The organism is Sphingomonas sp. (assembly GCF_019746015.1).
Taxonomy (GTDB): domain Bacteria; phylum Pseudomonadota; class Alphaproteobacteria; order Sphingomonadales; family Sphingomonadaceae; genus Sphingomonas.
Genome location: NZ_JAIESM010000098.1, coordinates 1 through 17,417 on the forward strand (window position 1 = coordinate 1; position 17,417 = coordinate 17,417).

Consider the following 17,417-nt stretch of genomic DNA (forward strand, 5'->3'; position numbering starts at 1 on the left):
AGCACCGACCACACGAACAGCGGCATCTTGTGCAGCGTCATGCCCGGCGCGCGCATGTTGAAAATGGTGGTGATGAAATTGATCGCGCCCAGGATCGACGAGGCGCCGGCCAGGTGCAGCGATAGGATCGCCATGTCCACCGACGGCCCCGGCGAACCCGAGGTCGAAAGCGGCGCATAGACCGTCCAGCCGGTGCCCGCGCCGCCGAAGAAAGGCGACGCCAGCAGCAGCGCGAACGACGGCACCAGCAGCCAGAACGAGATATTGTTCATCCGCGGGAAGGCCATGTCGGGCGCGCCGATCATGATCGGCACGAACCAGTTGCCAAAGCCGCCGATGATCGCCGGCATCACCATGAAGAACACCATGATCAGGCCGTGCGCGGTGATCAACACGTTCCACAGGTGCAGCGACTGGTCGAGCGAAACGGTGCTGCCGCCGGCCAGCATCGCGGCCCAGGTCGGCAGATACTGAATGCCTGGCTGGGCCAGTTCAAGCCGCATCAGGCCCGAAATGCCGCCGCCGATGATACCCGCGAAGATCGCGAAGATCAGGTAGAGCGTGCCGATATCCTTGTGGTTGGTCGACATGAACCAACGCTGGAAAAAGGCCGGCTTGTGATCGGCATGGTCGTCGGCATGGCCATGACCATGGCCATCGGCATGCGCCTGGAAGGCGTTGGGGGTAAGCGCGATATCGGACATGACTTAATTCCCGGTGGCGTTGGCAGGCGCGGCGGCATTGCCGGCGGCGTCGGCTGCGGTGGTGTTGGCGTCGGCAGGGGCAGCGGCATTGGCGTCAGCAGGCGCCGCCGCATTGGCCGCCTCGCCGGCGGGCGCGGGCGCCGCAGCGGGCGTTGCCGCCGCCTTGGGCTTGCCGCCCTTGGCGATCACCCATTTGTCGAAGGTCGCGCGGTCAACCGCCACCACCGTGATCGGCATATAGCCATGGCGCGCGCCGCACAGTTCGGAGCACTGACCGAAATAGACGCCCGGCTTGGCGATGGTGAAGCTGGTTTCGTTGAGCTTGCCCGGCACCGCGTCGAGCTTGATCCAGAAGGCCGGCATCGCCCAGCTGTGGATCACGTCGTTGGCGGTGGTCACCAGCCGGATCGGCGTGTTGGTGGGCAGCACCACGCGATTGTCGGTCGCCAGCAGGCGGGGGCCGTCCGCATCGGTGCGGAAGCGCTCACCCTTGCCGGCTTCACCCTTTTCCTTCAGCAGGTTGGAGGTGATCTCGATGCCGTGGTCGGGATATTCATAGCTCCAGTACCACTGGTTGCCGATCGCCTTCAGCGTCACCGCATTGGCCGGCGCCGGCTTGAACTGCGCCTGGAGCAGCCCGATCGACGGCACCGCGATGATGACGAGGATGATCACCGGCACGATCGTCCAGGCGAATTCCAGCGTCAGATTGTGCGTCACCTTCGACGGCACCGGATTGGCCGCGCGGCGATAGCGCACCATCGCCCACAGCAACAGCCCCAGCACGAACAGCGAAATGAAGGTGATGATCGGCACGAGCAGATAATCGTGCATCCACGCCGCCCGTTCGCCATTGGGGGTGACCTGCGGCTGGTTGAGCAGCAGCCCGTCCTTGGGCTGGCCCACGCCGTCCACGATCGGCACCTCGGGGCCGCCATCGACGGCGAGCAGCGGATCGGTGGCGGCCGGCGCCTGATCGGCCTTTGCCGCGGCCTGTTCGGTGCCGCCGGCGACGGGCGCGGCGGCTTGGGTTTGCTCGGTGGTGGGTGCTTGCGGGGCAGTCGCCAGTGCCGGCGCCACGCCCATCGTTCCGATCATCAGCCCGGCAGCCAGCATCGCCGCCTTCACGCCACCCGAACGCCACATGTTAAACATTACCGGTCTTCACCCTTTGTCGTTGGGCGCCCGGAGTATGCGCCCCGCCGCGCCGCGAAGGGGCAGCAATATGCCCCGAACGCCGCCGCTATACGCAGGCTTTCCCGCTCCCTCAAGCCGCGTTGCGCACTGGGCCGGCTTTTTTACCGATATCGGGCAGGGGCAGGCGTTGCACGGGGGCAGACCGCACACTAAGGCGGCAAGCCATGACAGCTACCGACACCGGCGCGGGGATGACCGCGCAAGCCGTGCTCGACGAATTCAGCGCCGCGGGCGCGCTGCTGGAGGGGCATTTCATTCTGTCCTCGGGGCTCAGGTCCCCGGTTTTCCTGCAGAAGATGCTGGTGTTCCAGGATCCGGTGCGCACCGCGCGGCTGGCGCGGGCGCTGGCGGCGGCAATCCGGGCGCAGTTCGGCGCGGTCGATCTGGTCGTGTCGCCGGCGGTGGGCGGTATCATTCCCGGCTATGAGACGGCACGCGCGCTCGGCTGCCGCGCGGTGTTCGTCGAGCGTGAGGACGGCGTGTTCCAGCTGCGGCGCGGCTTTCGCATCGCGCCCGGTGAACGCGTGGTGATGGTGGAGGATATCGTCACCACTGGCCTCTCCTCGCGCGAGTGCCTGGCGGCGATCCGCGCGCACCCGGCGCGGCTGCTGGGCGCGGCGTGCATCATCGACCGGTCAAACGGCACCGCCGATGTGGGCGCGCCGCTCGTCTCGCTGTGCAAGATCGACATTCCCGCCTATCCGGCCGACGCGCTGCCGCCCGAGCTGGCCGCCATTCCGGCGGTGAAGCCGGGCAGCCGGGGGCTGGCATGAGCGCGCGCCTGCGCCTCGGCGTCAATATCGACCATGTCGCCACGGTGCGCAACGCGCGCGGCGTGGGCTATCCCGATCCGGTGCGTGCGGCGCTGATCGCGGCGGAGGCGGGCGCCGACGGCATCACCGCGCATCTGCGCGAGGACCGGCGCCACATCACCGATGACGATATTGCGCGGCTGGCGGCGGGGCTCTCCATTCCGCTCAACCTGGAAATGGCGGCCACCGACGAGATGCTGGCGATCGCGCTGAAGCACCGCCCGCATGCCGCCTGTATCGTGCCTGAAAAGCGCGAGGAGCGCACCACCGAGGGCGGGCTGGACGCCGCCGGCCTGCACAACCATCTGGCGCCGATGGTGCGCGCGCTGGGCGAGGCGGGGGTGCGGGTGTCGCTGTTCATCGAACCCGATGCGCGGCAGATCGTCGCTGCCGTGTCGCTGGGCGCGCCGGTGGTGGAGCTGCACACCGGCCGCTATGCCGAACTGACAGGTGCCGCGCGCGCCGAGGAGCTGAAGCGGCTGGCCGATGCGGCAGCACTCGCGGCCAAGAACGGGCTGGAGGTGCATGCCGGCCACGGGCTGACGCTGGACAATGTAGCCCCCGTTGCCGCCATCCCGCAGCTCGCTGAACTCAATATCGGCCATTCGCTCATCGCCGAGGCGATCTTCACCGGCCTTGGCCCGGCGGTGGCCGCGATGCGCGCGGCGATGGACGGCGCGCGTTGATCATCGGCCTCGGCTCCGACCTGTGCAATATCGAGCGCATTCAGGCCTCGCTCGACCGGTTCGGCGCCCGCTTTGAAAACCGCGTGTTCACGGCCGAGGAACTGGCCAAGGCCGATGCCCGCCCGTTCACCCGCGCCGCCACGCTCGCCAAGCGCTTTGCCGCCAAGGAGGCGTTCTCAAAGGCCGTCGGCACCGGCTTCAAGCGTGGCGTGTTCTTCCGCGACATCGGCGTCGTCAATCTGCGCTCCGGCGCGCCCAGCCTCGCGCTGACCGGCGGCGCCCGGGCAAGGCTTGACGCGCTGCTTCCTGCGGGCCACGCAGCACGGATACATGTGTCGCTGACCGACGATCACCCCTGGGCGCAGGCCTTTGTGATCATCGAGGCAGTGGCCGAGCGGGATTGACAGGATGAGCAAGGATGTCGCGTTGAACGCCGGCGAGGAACAGACAGGCCCGACCGAACCCGCCGCCCGGCGCGCCGGCACCGACTGGTGGGCGGAGCTGCGCGGCCTGCTCTGGCTGATCCTGGCGGTGCTGGGCTTTCACAGCCTGATCGCCAAGCCTTTCTACATCCCGTCGGAATCGATGCTGCCCGGGCTGCTGGTGGGCGACCGGCTGGTGGTGACCAAATACCCGTATGGCTATTCCTATATCACCCCCACCTTCCACATACTGCCGTTCATGAAGGGGCGACTGTTCGGGCGGATGCCCGAGCGCGGCGATATCGTCATCGCCTCGCCCCCCGGCAGCGAGGAGGATTATATCAAGCGGGTGATCGGCCTGCCCGGCGACACGATCGAGGTGCGCGACGGCGTCGTCATCCTGAACGGCAAGGCAGTGCAGCGCGGGCCGCTCCATTATGTGACGACGCCAATCGACCAGGTGCGCACGGTCGAGGGCGGCGAAACCTGCGCGCCCGATCAATATCCCGGTGCCCGTGTCACCAGGCGCGACGGCAAGCCCTATTGCCGGTTGCCGGTCATCACCGAAACGCTGCCCAATGGCGCGCAATATGACACGGTCGAGCTGGGCGATTCGTCGGCCGATTTCTTCGGGCCGTATCAGGTGCCGGCCGGCCATGTCTTCCTGATGGGCGACAATCGTGACCGCAGCGCCGACAGCCGCGTGCCGGTTGCCGGGCGCGGCCTGGGCGGCGCGATCCCGTGGGAGAATGTCGGCGGGCGGGCTGAGCTCATCACCTTCTCGGTCGATGGCAGCGCGACCTGGAACCCGCTGACCTGGTTCACCCAGTTCCGCAGCGGCCGCGCCGGCACCTCGCTCCACCCCAAGCGCGTGACGCGATGACGGAGACGAGCGACCAGCCCAGCGAACTGGTCAGCGGCCCCGGCCCCAACGAGCTGCGCGATCCCGAAATCCGCCGCGAGTTCAAGCGCGCGGCGGTGTGGCTGGGGATGGTGGCGGGCATGGCGCTGGTCGTGCTGCTCATCCAGCCGCTGCTGATCATTTTCGGCGGGCTGGTGTTTGCCGCGCTGCTCGATGGCGGGGTGCGGCTGATCCGGCGCGTGCTGCCGATTCCGCGCGGGCTGGCGCTGGCGCTGGTCGTACTGCTGGCGATCGGCTTTCTGGGCGGCGTCGTCTATCTGACCGGGGTGCAGGTGGCGCAGCAGTTCGGCGAGCTCCGCGCCACGCTGGAGGTGCAGACCGAGCGGGTGATGGCGCTGGCCGCGCGCTATGGCTTCATGCCGGGGCCGGCGGATTTCCATAGCCTCGCCAATCAGGTGCTGGGCTCGTTCGGCCGGCTGACCTCGTGGCTGGGCAGTGCCGCCGGCGCGGTGGGCAGCTTCTTCATGATCCTGATCATCGGGCTGTTCGTGGCGATCGAGCCGCGCATCTATGAGCGCGGGCTGCAATGGATGGTGCCGCAGGGCGCCCGGCGCGACTTTGCCGTCACCATCGAGCGGATGGCCTCGACGATGCGCGTGCTGCTCGCTGGGCGGCTGCTCGGCATGGTGTTCGAGGGGATTTTCACCTGGCTGGTGCTGATGGCGGGCGGCGTGCCGATGGCGCTGCTGCTGGGCATCCTGGCGGGCATATTGGCGTTCATTCCCAATCTGGGCGCGATCCTGACCGGCGTGCTGATGACGGCGGTGGGCTTTTCGGCCGGGGTCGACACCGGGCTGTGGGCACTGGGCACCTATTTCTTCGTGCAGACCTTCGACGGCTGGGTGGTGATCCCGCTGGTCGCGCGGCGCACGGTCGACATGCCGCCGGCGCTGACTCTGTCGTCGCAGATTCTGGCGAGCACCTTGTTCGGCATTTTGGGGCTGGCGCTGGCCGATCCGCTGGTGGCGATGATCAAGGTAGCGCTGGAGCGCGAATCGGAAATGGCCGCCCGCGACGAGGCCGCGATGGGAGAGGCAGCATGACGCTGCGGCTGTTCGATTACTGGCGCTCCTCGGCCAGCTATCGCGTGCGGATTGCGCTCGCGCTGAAGGGCATTGCCTATGACCGGGTCGCAGTCGACCTGCTCAGCGCCGAACAGGCCGGCGCCGCCAATGTCGCGCGCAACCCGCAGGCGATGGTGCCGACGCTGGAGGTGGACGGCACGCCGATCACCCAGAGCCTGGCCATCATCGACTGGCTGGACCAGACCCACCCCACGCCCCCCTTCTACCCCGCCGACCCGGTGGCCCGCGCGCGGGTGCTGGCACAGGCGATGGTGATCGCCGCCGACATCCACCCCATTGACAATATGCGCGTGCTGAAGCGGCTTTCGAGCCAGTTCGGCGCCGATCAGGCCGCGCGCGATGCCTGGTATCGCCACTGGATCGAGCTGGGCCTGGCCGCGCTGGAAGTGATGACCGCCGATCTGCCCGGCCCGTTCCTGGGCGGGGCGGCGCCGGGGCTGGCCGACATCTTCCTGGTGCCACAGATGTTCAACGCCCGGCGCGGCGGGGTGGACCTGACCCGCTATCCCCGGCTGGTGATGGCGGATGCCGCCGCTGCCGACCACCCCGCCTTTGCCGCTGCCCATCCGGAGCGCTTTGCCCCGGCCTAAGTAGAGCGTTTGCCAGATACCCAAATCGGTGCGATAGCGCCCCCGCCGCACGCTGTGGCGATGAGACAAACACATTATGTTTCAACAGCTTGGCGAAAAAGAGTCCCCTGCCATCACGCCGGATGGCGACGCCGCGCCACCGGCACCGGCACCCGCGCGCCAGCGCTGGGTGACGATCCTTGCCGCGATCCTGACGCTGGGCATGGTCGCCGGCCTTGCGCGCGCGCTCTATGTGCAGGGGGTGGAGCGGCTGATCGCGGCCTTCCCCGCCAACCCGTTGTTCTACATCGCTTTTGCGGCCTTTTATCTGTCGCTCCCGCTGGGCGATTTCGTGATCTATCGCCGGCTCTGGGGCATTCCCGCAGCGGGGCTGGGCGCGCTCATCCGCAAGCGCATCGCCAATGAAGTGCTGTTCGGCTATTCAGGGGAAGCCTATTTCTTTGCCTGGGCAAAGGCCGAAGCACGCCATGTGAAGGCCCCGTTCGGCGCGGTAAAGGATGTCAGCATCCTGTCCGCGCTCGCTGGAAACGCGGTGACGATCGCGCTGATCGTGGCCGCCCTGCCCTTTGCCGGGCATTATCTGAATGCGGTGCAGCTGCAGGGGTTCGCCCTGTCGGCGCTGGTGGTGGTGGGCACCTCGCTGCCCTTCCTCGTCTTCGGGCGGCGGGTGTTTTCGCTCACGCGCCCCGTGCTGTGGGAGATTTTCGGCATCCATGTCGCGCGGGTGGCGGCCAGTTCGGCGCTGCTGGCGCTGGTGTGGCATGCCGCGCTGCCGCAGGTGGCGATCGGCACCTGGCTGCTGCTGGTGGCGCTGCGCATGTTGACCGGGCGGCTGCCCTTCGTGCCAAATAATGAACTTCTTTTTGCCAATTTTGCCATCCTGTTTCTGAGTAATAGCGCCGAGCTGACGGTGCTGATCGCGCTCACCGCCGCGCTCACCCTGGTGGTGCATGCGGCGCTGCTGGGCGTGTTCGGCGCCGCTGCGCTGTTGAGGAGACGTTGATGCGCCGTGCCGTGATGCCTGTGTTGCTTGCTGCCCTCAGCCTTGCCGCGCCCGCGGCGGGCGATGCCCGTGCCCGCGCGATTGCCGGCGGCGATGCGGCGGCGTGCGAGCTGCAGCAGGGGCCGGCGGTCGAGGTGCACATCACCGGGCTGAAGGACCGCAAGGGCCGGCTGAAGCTGGAACTTTATCCCGGCACCGAGGAAGATTTCCTGAAGGACGACCGCGACCTGGTCGCGCAGGGCAAATTCTTTCGCCGCATCTGGGCAGAGACGCCCGCCACCGGCGACGTGGTGCTGTGCATCAAGGCGCCGCATGCCGGCCGTTATGGCCTGTTCTTCACCCATGACCGCGACGGCAAGAACAAGTTCAGCGTGTGGAACGACGGCGCCGGCATCGTCAGCAACAAGCGGCTGGGCTCGTCCAAGCCCAGGCTCGCCGCGTCGGACATCGTGCTGGGCGAGGGCGTGGCCGTCATCACCATCCGCGCGCAATATCTGCGTGGCATCTTTTCGGGCTTCGGCCCGCTGAAAGACAGCTGAGCGGGCATCGTTCCGCTGGGCGCGGCGTGGCGCCGCGTCCTTTCCGCAACCCTGACGCAACCCATATCGTCACCCCGGGCTTGACCCGGGGTCCCGCTTCTTGCGCCGCAAAAGGCAGCCGGGCCCCGGATCAAGCCCGGGGCGACGACGGGAGGAGGGCATCGACACCGGAATGTAGGCGCCCCTCCTCCCCTTCAGGGGAGGAGGTCGGGAGGTGGGGCGTCGATGGAGAGCACGGCGCTTTGTGGTAAGGCCCCACCCCAACCCCTCCCCTGAAGGGGAGGGGCTTTTGCGGGCGATAAGCCCCTCCCGCAGGCGGGAGGGGAGAGCGGCCCCCCGGCCCTACAGCCCATCGACCCCCTTGCTGACCAGGATGTTCACCGAGACGCGGCGGTTCTGCGCCTTGCCTTCTTCGGTGTCGTTGCTGGCCAGCGGGTCGGCCTCGGCCAGGCCGGTCGGGGTCAGCATGCGATAGGGTTTCCAGCCGCATGCCTGTTGCAGATGGTTGATCACGCTGGCGGCGCGGCGCTCGCTCAGCCGCTGGTTGTTTTCCTGGCTGCCCACCGAATCGGTATAGCCCACCACCAGCATCAGCGCGTTGTCGACCTTGTCGGCCTCGCTGGCGGTGGTGCAAAGCTCGGCCCTGGCCTGGCCGGAGAGGATCGCCTTGCCGGTGTCGAAATAGACGTTCACCGTCTTCTTGACATTGTATTTGTCGATATCGCCCAGCCGGCCGCGCAGCGCAGCGGTGGCGGCGGTCTGTTCCTCGAACTTTTGCGCGGTGCCGCTGTCGATCATGTTGGCGACGCGCAGGTCGCTGTTGCGGAACACGATCTGGCTGGCGACCAGGCCATCGCCCGATTGGAGCGTGCGCACCGTCACCGGCAGGCCGTTGCGCAGCGCGGCTGCCCCCTGTTTGCTGCGCCCGCTGAACAGGCCACCGCCGAACAGCCCCTCGGTCTTGATGCTGGTCGCCTCGGTAATGGCGATGACCGTGCTGGTGCCATCGTCGGCGGTCACCTTCACCTTGTCGGCATTGCGGCCGGAAATGATGCCGCGAATGTCCGGCCCCCGGGCCAGTTCCACGGGCGCAGCCGGGCGCGTGCCGGTGACGGTGACGCTGGTCTGGGGCGGGTCCTGCGGCGGCGTGGCCTGGCTGGCCGCTGCGGGGGCCGCAATCACGGCGAACAGGAAGAACGCACCCGTCTGGGTGGGAATGGACGGCATTGACTGGCTCCTTCAAGCACCCCCGCTCGATGTGAAAGCCTGATCAGCCAAACCGTTCTGCCGGGCGAATGTGCCGTGTGGTGCCGCTGCCGGCGGGACGGGGCGAGCCGATCCTGCGACCAGCCGAGGCGCGCCGGCTCAGCGCAGCCACAGCGTGAAGCCGGTGCCGGCGACCGGCACCCCGCGCCAGCCGCGCGCCCGGGCATAGGCGATCAGCACCGGGTCCTGGCTGGCCTCGCTGCTGGTGTTGCGCACCGGCGCCCCGGTCAGGATCGCCGCCGGCGGCACCATGCGCGCCACATTGCCCTTTGAAATCAGGTGCAGCCGCGCCTCCTCGGCCGGGCGCAGCAGGCCGGTTGCGCGGAAATAGAAGGGGCCGGCGGCAAAGCGCGGGTCGATGGCGAGCCCGGCCGCCGGCAGATATTGCGGGCTCAAACTGGCAACGGGGCCGCTCGCTCCCGCCGGTGCCGCCGCGCGCCACGCGGCGGCGATCGCCTGCCCCTCGCGCAGCGCGACCAGCATTGGCGCGCCCGCCCGCGCCAGCCACAGCGCCTGCGCCGAATAGGCCAGCCCCGCGCCCGCGAACAGCGCCACCACCGCGCGCATCCATCGCCCCGGCGGCCGCGCCTGCCAGATCAGCGCCAGCCGCAGCATCAGCGGCGGCAGCACCGGCAGCAGATATTGCCGCCACACCGGCACCGGCGCGAGTGCGGCGACCAGCCCCGCGACGATCAGCAGGTCGAGCAGGCGGTGAACCGGCTGCGCCTCGCGATGCCGCGCGACCAGCACCAGCGCGACCAGCGGCACGCCCAGCGCCAGGAACTTCGCCGCATCGATCAGCCGTGCCGACGCCGACAGCTTCCACGCGTCCTGCTGGGCCAGATACCACTGCGTCGGCGCCTCGGCGGGAAAGCGCAGCACCTCGAACAGGAAGGCCCCCGGCGCCTGTGCATACATCCACAGGCACAGCAGCGCCGGCGGCACCGCGCCCAGCGCCAGCCAGTGCGGGCGGTGGCGCCGATCGATCAGCGCGTAAAGCCCATAGGCAAGCGCGGGCACGCCATAGGAGACCTTGGCCGACGCCGCCGCCGCCAGCAGCAGCCCGGCCAGCAGCGCGCCAGCGGGTGACCCCTTCCCTTGCGCCGCCGCCAGCATCGGCGGCAGCGCGGCGGCATAGAGCAGCAGCGGCAGCGCATCATTGCGGGCAACCCCGGCCGAATAGAGCAGGATGTCGCTGCCCGCGAACAGCGCGGTCACCCAGCCGGCCGTCGCCGCGCCCGCCCCCAGCCTGCGCGCGGTGCGGTGGAACAGCATCAGCGCCGCCAGCGCCAGCGCCGCATTCACCAGCCGCAGCACCGGCCACGCCCAGCCCCCCGCCAGCGCCGCCACCGGCGCCAGAAGCAGCGGCTGCAGCGGCGTCTGCAGATAGGCAAAGTCGCGATAGGGAAGACCCTGGGCGGCGAGCAGCGCGGCAGCGACATATTGGCTCTCGTCATGGTCCACCGGCCGCACCAGCGCGAGCAGCCCGAGTAGCAGCCCCAACGCCACCCAGGCCATGCGCGCCGCGCCCACGCCCGCACGCGGCACGGCGACGGCAACCGGTCGCGCGGCGCCGGCGGCACTTGCCTGGAATTCAAACGGTGTCATCAATCATCCACATAAAAGGGGCACCACCGGCGCCGCAATTGGGGAGAAGATGCCATGCGTCTCGATCGCCGTTCGTTCGTTCTCACCGGCACGCTTGGCCTGGGCGCCTTTGCCGTGCCCGGCTTTGCCCAGACCGGGAACGCGGGTGCGCTGCGCGGGTTCACCCATGCGGTCGCAAGCGGTGAACCGGCCGCCGACTCGATGCTGCTGTGGACGCGCTATGTGCCGGCAAGCGGTGATGCGGCGACGATCCGGGTGGAGCTGTCGGAAACCCCCGATTTCGCGCGCATCGCCGGCGGCGAGGCACAGACCACCGGCCCCTGGCGCGACTGGACGGTGAAGATCACCGTCGATGGCCTGAAACCGGCGACGCGCTATCATTATCGCTTCATCGCGCCCGACGGCAGCCTGTCGCCGGTGGGGCAGACGCGCACCCTGCCGCAGGGGCCGGCCAAGCGCTTCCGCGCGGCGGTGTTCTCCTGCTCCAACATCGCCTTTGGCTATTTCAATGCCTATGCGCACGCAGCGGCTCGCGGCGATTTCGACCTGGCGATCCATCTGGGCGACTATTTCTACGAATATGACGCCGGTCACTATCCTGAGCCAAAGGACGCGATTGCCGCGCGCGTGCCCGAACCCGCCGGCGAGCTGCTGGCGCTGGCCGATTACCGGCTGCGCTATGCCAGCTATCGCGCCGACCCCGATCTGCAGCGGCTGCACCAGCTGATGCCGATGATCGTGCAGTGGGACGACCACGAATCGGCGAATGACAGCTGGGAAGGCGGCGCCGAGAACCACCAGCCGGCCAAGGGCGACTGGAACGCGCGCCGCGCCGCCGCCATCCAGGCGTACCGCGAATGGATGCCGGTGTCGGACGAGCCTTGGAAGGCCTATGACATCGGCACGCTCGCCACGCTGTTCCGCACCGAAAGCCGGCTGCTGGCGCGCACCAAACAGCCCGATATCCGCGGGCTGATCCTGTCGGCCGATCCCAAGGCGGCGCTGGCCAAGTTCCGCGACGGCGCGTGGCGCGATCCGGCCGCTACGATGCTGGGCACGACGCAGGAAAGCTGGCTGGCGCACGCGATGGCGCGATCGGTGAAGGACGGCGCGCGCTGGCAGGTGGCGTGCTTCGGCACCATCATGGGCGAAACCCGGCTGCCGGCGGAAGCGGCCAGCTGGCTCAACGCGAACGCACCGGCACGGTCGAAACTCTATCTGACCGCCGGCATCATGGCGGGGGCGGCCGGCCTGCCGTTCAATGTCGACAATTGGGGCGGCTATCCGCTGGCGCGGGCGCGCTTCCTGTCGGCGGCGCAGCGCGCGGGCGCCAATCTGGTGGTGCTGTCGGGCGACAGCCATAATGGCTGGGCCTATGACCTGGCGCAGGACGGGCGGCCGGCGGGCGTGGAGTTTGCCGGGCCGGGCGTCACCTCCCCCGGCATCGAAAGCGGGGTCAGCGCCGACCCGGCGCTGGTCGCGGCCACGCTGGTGCGCGGCAATCCGGAGCTGAAATGGTGCGACACCGCGCGGCGCGGCTATATGGCGCTCACCATCACGCCCGCCTCGGTCAGCAACGACTGGGTGATGGTGGACACGATCAAGACCGCCTCGACCGCTGCCAGCACCGTCCACAGCGCGAGCGTCGCGCATGGGCGCGGGGTGATGGTATAAGGGAGCGCTGACAGCTCAGCAGGCTGGAGCGGGTGAAGGGAATCGAACCCTCGTCGTAAGCTTGGGAAGCTTCTGCTCTACCATTGAGCTACACCCGCGCGCCGAGGGCTGAGCCCCGCAGACTGTGAGCGTCGCCTGCCACATCGGGTGGCGCCGGGTCAACGCCAAAGCGCGCGCCGGCATGGCCCATCTTCGCCATCGCATCGACCGCACCCTCCCAAACGGAAAAGGCCGCCCGCAGCGCGTGCTGCGAACGGCCCTTTCCTGTTTTCGCGCGACGCTTAGAAGCGGAAGCGCACCGAGCCGCGATAGGCCTGGTTGCGAACATCGTCGCGGGCAACCGTGGTGTCGGCCGCCACCGAGAATTCCCAACGGCCGGTCACATAGGTGATGCCGCCGCTGATTTCGCCCCACGCGCGGTCAACCCGGCCGCCACGGAACACCACCGGCAACGTGCCCGAGTTCAGCAGGTTCGCGCGCACCAGATCGGCACGCGTATTGTTGAACTCGTAGACGAAGTTGGCGGTGGCGAACGGCCGCAGGTTTTTCCAGGTGCCCGTCGTCACGCCGAAGCCGGCGCGGCCCTGGATCGACAGCATGTCGGGGCGGTTGAACACCAGCGCGGCCGAGCCGCCGCCGGTTTCCGGCACCACCGAGCTGAAGTCGATATAGGACGAGCGCACCGAAACGCGCGGCGTCAGCTTGAGGAAGCCGGTCAGCAGCTCCTTCTGGCCCCCGACTTCGCTCGACAGCGTGATCGAGTTGTCGCCGGTGCGCAGCGCCTGCTGATTGCCGACTAGGTTGACGTTGCGCAGCGTGGTCGTGTTGAGCAGGCCGAGCGCGGTCTGCCCGTCGATCGACCAGCCCTTGCCCAGATTGACCTTGGAATAGACCGTGCCTTCATACAGGCCGACCGTGGCGCGCTGCAGCCCGTCAACAGTGTTGCCGGCCAGCTGCGAATAGCCGAACGACACACCGATGAAGCCGTCGGCGCCCAGGTCCTTCTCGATACCGCCAACGAAGTAGAAGCCGTTGAAGGTATCGCGGCCGCCCAGGTTCACCGCGTCTCGCGCGGACCGGCTGCTGCCGGTGATGTAGCCGCCGGCGAGGAAGGCGTTCAGGTCATCGGGCAGCGCGCCGCGCTTCACCGTGGTGGCCGCTGCGTCGCTCGACGCCTGGATGGCGCCGCCAAAGCCGCCGCCCATGCCAGCCAGGCCGCCAAAGCCATTCGCCGCCGATGCCAGCTGCAGCGGCTGGCCGATCACGGCGATGCTGCCGCCTTCGGCTCCCTGCGCTTCGCGCGTGACGATGCGGTCGCGGTGGAAGCGCGACATGTTGTCGATCGCGGCGATGCCGAGATTGGGCAGCAGCGCCTCGGCGCGTGGCGCCATCGCGTCCAGCTGGGCACGGATGGTCGCCGCGTTCTGCAGATCGAGACCTGAGAAAATCGCCTGGTTGACCTGGTTGTTGCCGCGATTTTCGTCGAGCAGGGTGGCAAAGGCCAGTTGCACCGGCGAGTTGATGTTGACGACATTCTGATAGAGCCCGGCGCGCACGAACACCTGCACCGAGGTGGGATTGTAGATGAACTGCGGCGACAGGATCGCACTGAACGGCGCCGAATTGAGGAAGGTGCCGGTCACACCGCCCGCCGCCGTCAGGAAGGTGTAGAGGTTGTTGGCACGCAGGTCGTTGGTGGTGTTGAAGATCACCAGACCGCCAACTGCGGCGCGACCGGTCGCCGCCGGCGGGCCGGCGGTGGGCTGCACGCGCACGAGATCGGACACGCCGTTGGCCCCGAGGTCAATCAGCAGGTTCGAACCGACGCCCAGCACCAGATCGCCATTGAAGGTGAGCGTGCCGATCGAGCCCGGATTGCCGGTGGCGCCAGGCGAGATGGTGGCCGCGATGTTGGTGATGAACGGCGCGGTGATGGTGCCGGTGCCGTTCAGGCCGCCGGTGACCAGATTGAGGTCGTTGCGGCTGACCAGCGAACCCAGCACCTGCAGCGTGCCGATCTGGAGCGTTGCGTCGTTGAGCGTGGTGAGCGAGCCGGCAGCAGCGATGTTCAGCCGCGCGCCGACGCCGTTCAGGCGGAACCGGTCGATAGTCACTGCCGTGTCCAGCGTGATCGTGCCCGTGTTAGACAGCGTCACGTCGAAATAGCGGGGCAGCGTGCCAGCGGTGCGGTTGCCGGCCAGGTTGTTCGGCACGAAGTTGGTCGCGCCGGGCAGGCCGTTGGCAATCGTCGGCGCCGGGGTCGCAACGGCGGGCGCCTGCGGCTCAAGCTGGGCGGCGCCGCCGGTCAGGATGGTGTCGGCGGGCTGGTTGGCCGCACCGGGACCGCTGATCAGCGCGCTGCCCATGTTGTTGTCGAGCGCGCCGGCCGGCTGGTCGGCCGCGGTGCCGATGCCACCAGGCGTGTTGACCAGGCCGCCGGTGCGCACATCACGGCAGACATTGTTGCCGATGGCGCCGGTAATGCCGCCCTGGATGCAGACCTGGCCGAACTTGCCGGCGGTGCCGGTGTTTTCCTCACCCGTCAGGTTCGGCACGCCGTTGATCGGCTGGCCATTGGCGCCAAGGATGAAATAGTTCGGATCCTGCAGCGACACCCAGCGGGTGGGATCGTTCCAGTTGCCGTCACCCGCCACCGCGCCGACATAGCGATAGGGGTTGTTGGCGGCGATCCAGTCCCAATAGAGGTAAAGCGGCTGATAGAAGCTGGCCGTGCCATAGCCGTTCGCCGGCTGCGCGGTGAAGAAGCGGGTATAGCCGCCCGACAGCACGCCGATCACCAGCTGGCGGGCAAAGGCGCGGTCGAGGATCAGCGGGCCGCCCGAGTCGCCGCCTGCAGTGGTGCCTTCGGTGGTGCGGGCATTGTCGCGCCAGGCGTTGAAGTCGAACGGGCTGGCGCCGCCGGTGCCACGCGCGGGATCGTCAAAATCGATCCAGTACAGATTCTGCGGCAGGCCAGCGCTGCTGCCGGGGCCGAACACGGCGCCTTCGAAATCGGCGAGCGAGGCCAGGCCGCCGAGCCAGTTGTCGGCCAGACGACGGCGATAATCGATCGGCTGCGTGCCGCTGACGCCGGTGCCGTTGCCGCCATAGCCGACCAGCTGCACGCTGTAGCCCGTGCCATTGGCCGCAGTGATCGCGCCCGGTGCCGGCAGCGGCGAGAACAGCAGGCTGAGCGTCGGAATGTTGCGCGCCGGCGTGTCGAGCGAGGCGATCGCCACGTCGCCGAACAGGAAGCCGCGCGATTCCGGCAGCAGCGACAGCTGGTTATACGCCACCCCGTTCACGGTATAGAAATTGTCGGTGATGCTGGTGGTGAAGGCCGGGCGCCCGGTCACACCGAACACCCAGTTGAGCAGCGGGCTGCTGCCGGCCGGCTGGCCCGGCTGGGTGGTGTTGTTCGAATTGTTGAAGGCAAAGCCGATGGCCACGCCGCCGCTGCCCGAGCCATAGGCGTTTGCCGGGCGCGTGTTGACGCAGTGCGCCGCGAACAGAACGGTGCGCGGGTTGATCAGCGAGCCGGTGCACAGCCCCAGCCCGACGCCACCGGTGGCGTTGGGCACGGCGACGATCATCTGGGCAACGCCGGTGATGTTGTTGGGGTCACGCGCGGTGGTCGGCGTGCCGGGCAGCGCGATCAGGATGTTCGGATCGAGCTGAACTTCGCGATAGCCCAGGCGCTGGGCGGGGGGCAGCGCGCTGGTGTCATGCGGTTCGAGCACGGCCTGGTCGCGGTTGATCGTCGACGAGCCATGCGCTTCCAGCACCGCTTCGCCGCGATCGAGCAAGCCCCCGGTTGCCGGCGACGGCGTCAGGGCGCTGGTCTGGGCCTGTGCAGCCGTGCCGATCATCAGGCCGAGGCAGGCGGCGCTGCCCATCAGATACGGGCGAATCCGGCGGATCGCGGCGGTCGAGTTCGTCATGCTGGTCCCCTCAAGGTAGTGCCGCCCAAGCCAGCGGCATAATATTTCATTGATGATCGCTAACGATGCCCAATGCCAAGCTCAAGCGCAAGCAGCGCGCAATGTTTTGCTAAACTGTATGAATCATGGCCGAGTGTTGCAGGAACGCAACCATTGCGCGGCGCGGGCAGCGGGTGGCGGCGTTCAGATGCCGCCGTCGACCGACTCATAGCCGGCTGCCGCCAGCCGCTCGGCAAGTGCCGCCGCGCACGCCTCTGCCAGCGCCGGATCGGTTGCGCGGACGACGAAATTGGCGCCCACGCGGCCGGTGCGGAAAAAGGGATAGCTGCCGATCGCCACGCCCTCGAAATCGCGCTCGGCCTGGCGCAGCAGGTCGGCAACCTCGCTTTCCGCCACCCAGCAGCCCAGGGTGAGCGAGACGAGCGGGCGACCGCCCTCCAGCGTGCCGGTCAGCGCCTCCAGCATGCCGGCGGTGATGTGCGGCACGCCCGCCATGATGAACAGGTTGCCGATGCGGATGCCGGGCGCGCCCGACATGCGGTTTTCGATCAGCTCGGCCCCGTCGGGCACGCGCGCCATCCGCTTGCGCGCCTCGGTCAGCCCGCCACGGCTGGCATAATAATGTTCCAGCACCGCCACCGCGCGCGGGTGATGCACCACCGCCACGCCCAGCGCCGCCGCGATCGCATCGACGGTGATGTCGTCATGCGTCGGGCCGATGCCGCCGGTGGTGAACAGATAGTCGTTGCGCGCGCGCAACGTATTCACCGCCTCGACAATCGCTTCCTCGCGGTCGCCCACCACGCGCACCTCGGCCAGGCGGATGCCCTGCACGTTGAGCCAGGTCGCGATCTGCGCGACATTCTTGTCCTGCGTGCGGCCGGAAAGGATTTCGTCGCCGATCACGACCAGCGCGGCGGTCCAGATGCGTTCGCTCATGGCCGCGGGCATAGCCCAGCCGCCCCCTC

The 17,417-nt window shown here is 68.4% G+C and carries 15 protein-coding genes and 1 tRNA gene; 9 read left to right on the forward strand and 7 right to left on the reverse strand.

Translation table 11 applies throughout. The features are described from left to right. Together K2Y03_RS12790 and coxB are read right to left on the reverse strand one after the other, a co-directional pair. The coding region (locus K2Y03_RS12790; RefSeq protein ID WP_294091157.1) for a cbb3-type cytochrome c oxidase subunit I at positions 1 to 704 on the reverse strand (704 nt) is incomplete at its 3' end. A 3-nt stretch (positions 705 to 707) separates the two neighbouring features. Next, a complete protein-coding gene (gene coxB, locus K2Y03_RS12795; RefSeq protein ID WP_294091182.1) occupies positions 708 to 1,850 on the reverse strand; it encodes a cytochrome c oxidase subunit II in 1,143 nt (380 codons plus the stop codon). Between the two features lie 242 nt (positions 1,851 to 2,092). Between coxB and pyrE the strand changes: the two genes are divergently transcribed. The 8 genes from pyrE (at position 2,093) to K2Y03_RS12835 (ending at position 7,960) form a co-directional block, all read left to right on the forward strand. After that, entirely contained in the window at positions 2,093 to 2,674 is a 582-nt protein-coding gene (pyrE, locus tag K2Y03_RS12800; RefSeq protein ID WP_294091183.1) for an orotate phosphoribosyltransferase, read from the forward strand. Next, the gene (locus K2Y03_RS12805; protein ID WP_294091158.1) at positions 2,671 to 3,399 is read left to right on the forward strand and encodes a pyridoxine 5'-phosphate synthase; all 729 of its coding nucleotides are present in this window, start codon (positions 2,671 to 2,673) and stop codon (positions 3,397 to 3,399) included. The genes pyrE and K2Y03_RS12805 overlap by 4 nt, the downstream gene beginning before the upstream one ends. Beyond that, complete coding sequence (gene acpS / locus K2Y03_RS12810; RefSeq protein ID WP_294091160.1) at positions 3,396 to 3,803, forward strand: holo-ACP synthase; 408 nt, start codon at positions 3,396 to 3,398, stop codon at positions 3,801 to 3,803. Before K2Y03_RS12805 ends, acpS begins: the two co-directional genes overlap by 4 nt. 4 nt (positions 3,804 to 3,807) lie before the next feature. Further along, positions 3,808 to 4,704: a signal peptidase I gene (gene lepB / locus K2Y03_RS12815; RefSeq protein ID WP_294091161.1), complete on the forward strand. Its 897-nt coding sequence runs from the start codon at positions 3,808 to 3,810 to the stop codon at positions 4,702 to 4,704. Next, a complete protein-coding gene (locus K2Y03_RS12820; protein WP_294091162.1) occupies positions 4,701 to 5,786 on the forward strand; it encodes an AI-2E family transporter in 1,086 nt (361 codons plus the stop codon). The genes lepB and K2Y03_RS12820 overlap by 4 nt, the downstream gene beginning before the upstream one ends. Further along, the gene (gene maiA, locus K2Y03_RS12825; RefSeq protein ID WP_294091163.1) at positions 5,783 to 6,418 is read left to right on the forward strand and encodes a maleylacetoacetate isomerase; all 636 of its coding nucleotides are present in this window, start codon (positions 5,783 to 5,785) and stop codon (positions 6,416 to 6,418) included. The genes K2Y03_RS12820 and maiA overlap by 4 nt, the downstream gene beginning before the upstream one ends. 76 nt (positions 6,419 to 6,494) lie before the next feature. After that, a complete protein-coding gene (locus tag K2Y03_RS12830) occupies positions 6,495 to 7,421 on the forward strand; it encodes a hypothetical protein (protein ID WP_294091164.1) in 927 nt (308 codons plus the stop codon). Next, positions 7,421 to 7,960 (forward strand): DUF2141 domain-containing protein, encoded by a 540-nt coding sequence (locus K2Y03_RS12835; protein WP_294091165.1) that lies wholly within the window; start codon positions 7,421 to 7,423, stop codon positions 7,958 to 7,960. Before K2Y03_RS12830 ends, K2Y03_RS12835 begins: the two co-directional genes overlap by 1 nt. A 342-nt stretch (positions 7,961 to 8,302) precedes the next feature. On the opposite strand, the gene K2Y03_RS12840 is transcribed toward K2Y03_RS12835, so the two are convergent. Both K2Y03_RS12840 and K2Y03_RS12845 read right to left on the reverse strand, forming a co-directional pair. After that, positions 8,303 to 9,187 carry an OmpA family protein gene (locus K2Y03_RS12840; RefSeq protein WP_294091166.1) on the reverse strand — a complete coding sequence of 295 codons (885 nt, stop codon included), beginning with the start codon at positions 9,185 to 9,187 and terminating at the stop codon, positions 8,303 to 8,305. A 138-nt stretch (positions 9,188 to 9,325) separates the two neighbouring features. Continuing rightward, positions 9,326 to 10,834: a DUF2029 domain-containing protein gene (locus tag K2Y03_RS12845; protein WP_294091167.1), complete on the reverse strand. Its 1,509-nt coding sequence runs from the start codon at positions 10,832 to 10,834 to the stop codon at positions 9,326 to 9,328. Positions 10,835 to 10,888: 54 nt separating this feature from the next. Between K2Y03_RS12845 and K2Y03_RS12850 the strand changes: the two genes are divergently transcribed. Next, entirely contained in the window at positions 10,889 to 12,508 is a 1,620-nt protein-coding gene (locus tag K2Y03_RS12850; RefSeq protein WP_294091168.1) for an alkaline phosphatase D family protein, read from the forward strand. Between the two features lie 24 nt (positions 12,509 to 12,532). Here K2Y03_RS12850 and K2Y03_RS12855 read toward each other — a convergent pair. The 3 genes from K2Y03_RS12855 to K2Y03_RS12865 all read right to left on the reverse strand — a co-directional run bounded on the left by K2Y03_RS12855 (position 12,533) and on the right by K2Y03_RS12865 (position 17,388). Continuing rightward, positions 12,533 to 12,606, reverse strand: a tRNA-Gly gene (locus K2Y03_RS12855). Between the two features lie 183 nt (positions 12,607 to 12,789). Beyond that, positions 12,790 to 16,449: an autotransporter domain-containing protein gene (locus K2Y03_RS12860; RefSeq protein ID WP_294091169.1), complete on the reverse strand. Its 3,660-nt coding sequence runs from the start codon at positions 16,447 to 16,449 to the stop codon at positions 12,790 to 12,792. A 183-nt stretch (positions 16,450 to 16,632) separates the two neighbouring features. Next, positions 16,633 to 17,388: a molybdopterin-binding protein gene (locus tag K2Y03_RS12865; protein WP_294091170.1), complete on the reverse strand. Its 756-nt coding sequence runs from the start codon at positions 17,386 to 17,388 to the stop codon at positions 16,633 to 16,635. Positions 17,389 to 17,417 lie beyond the last annotated feature (29 nt).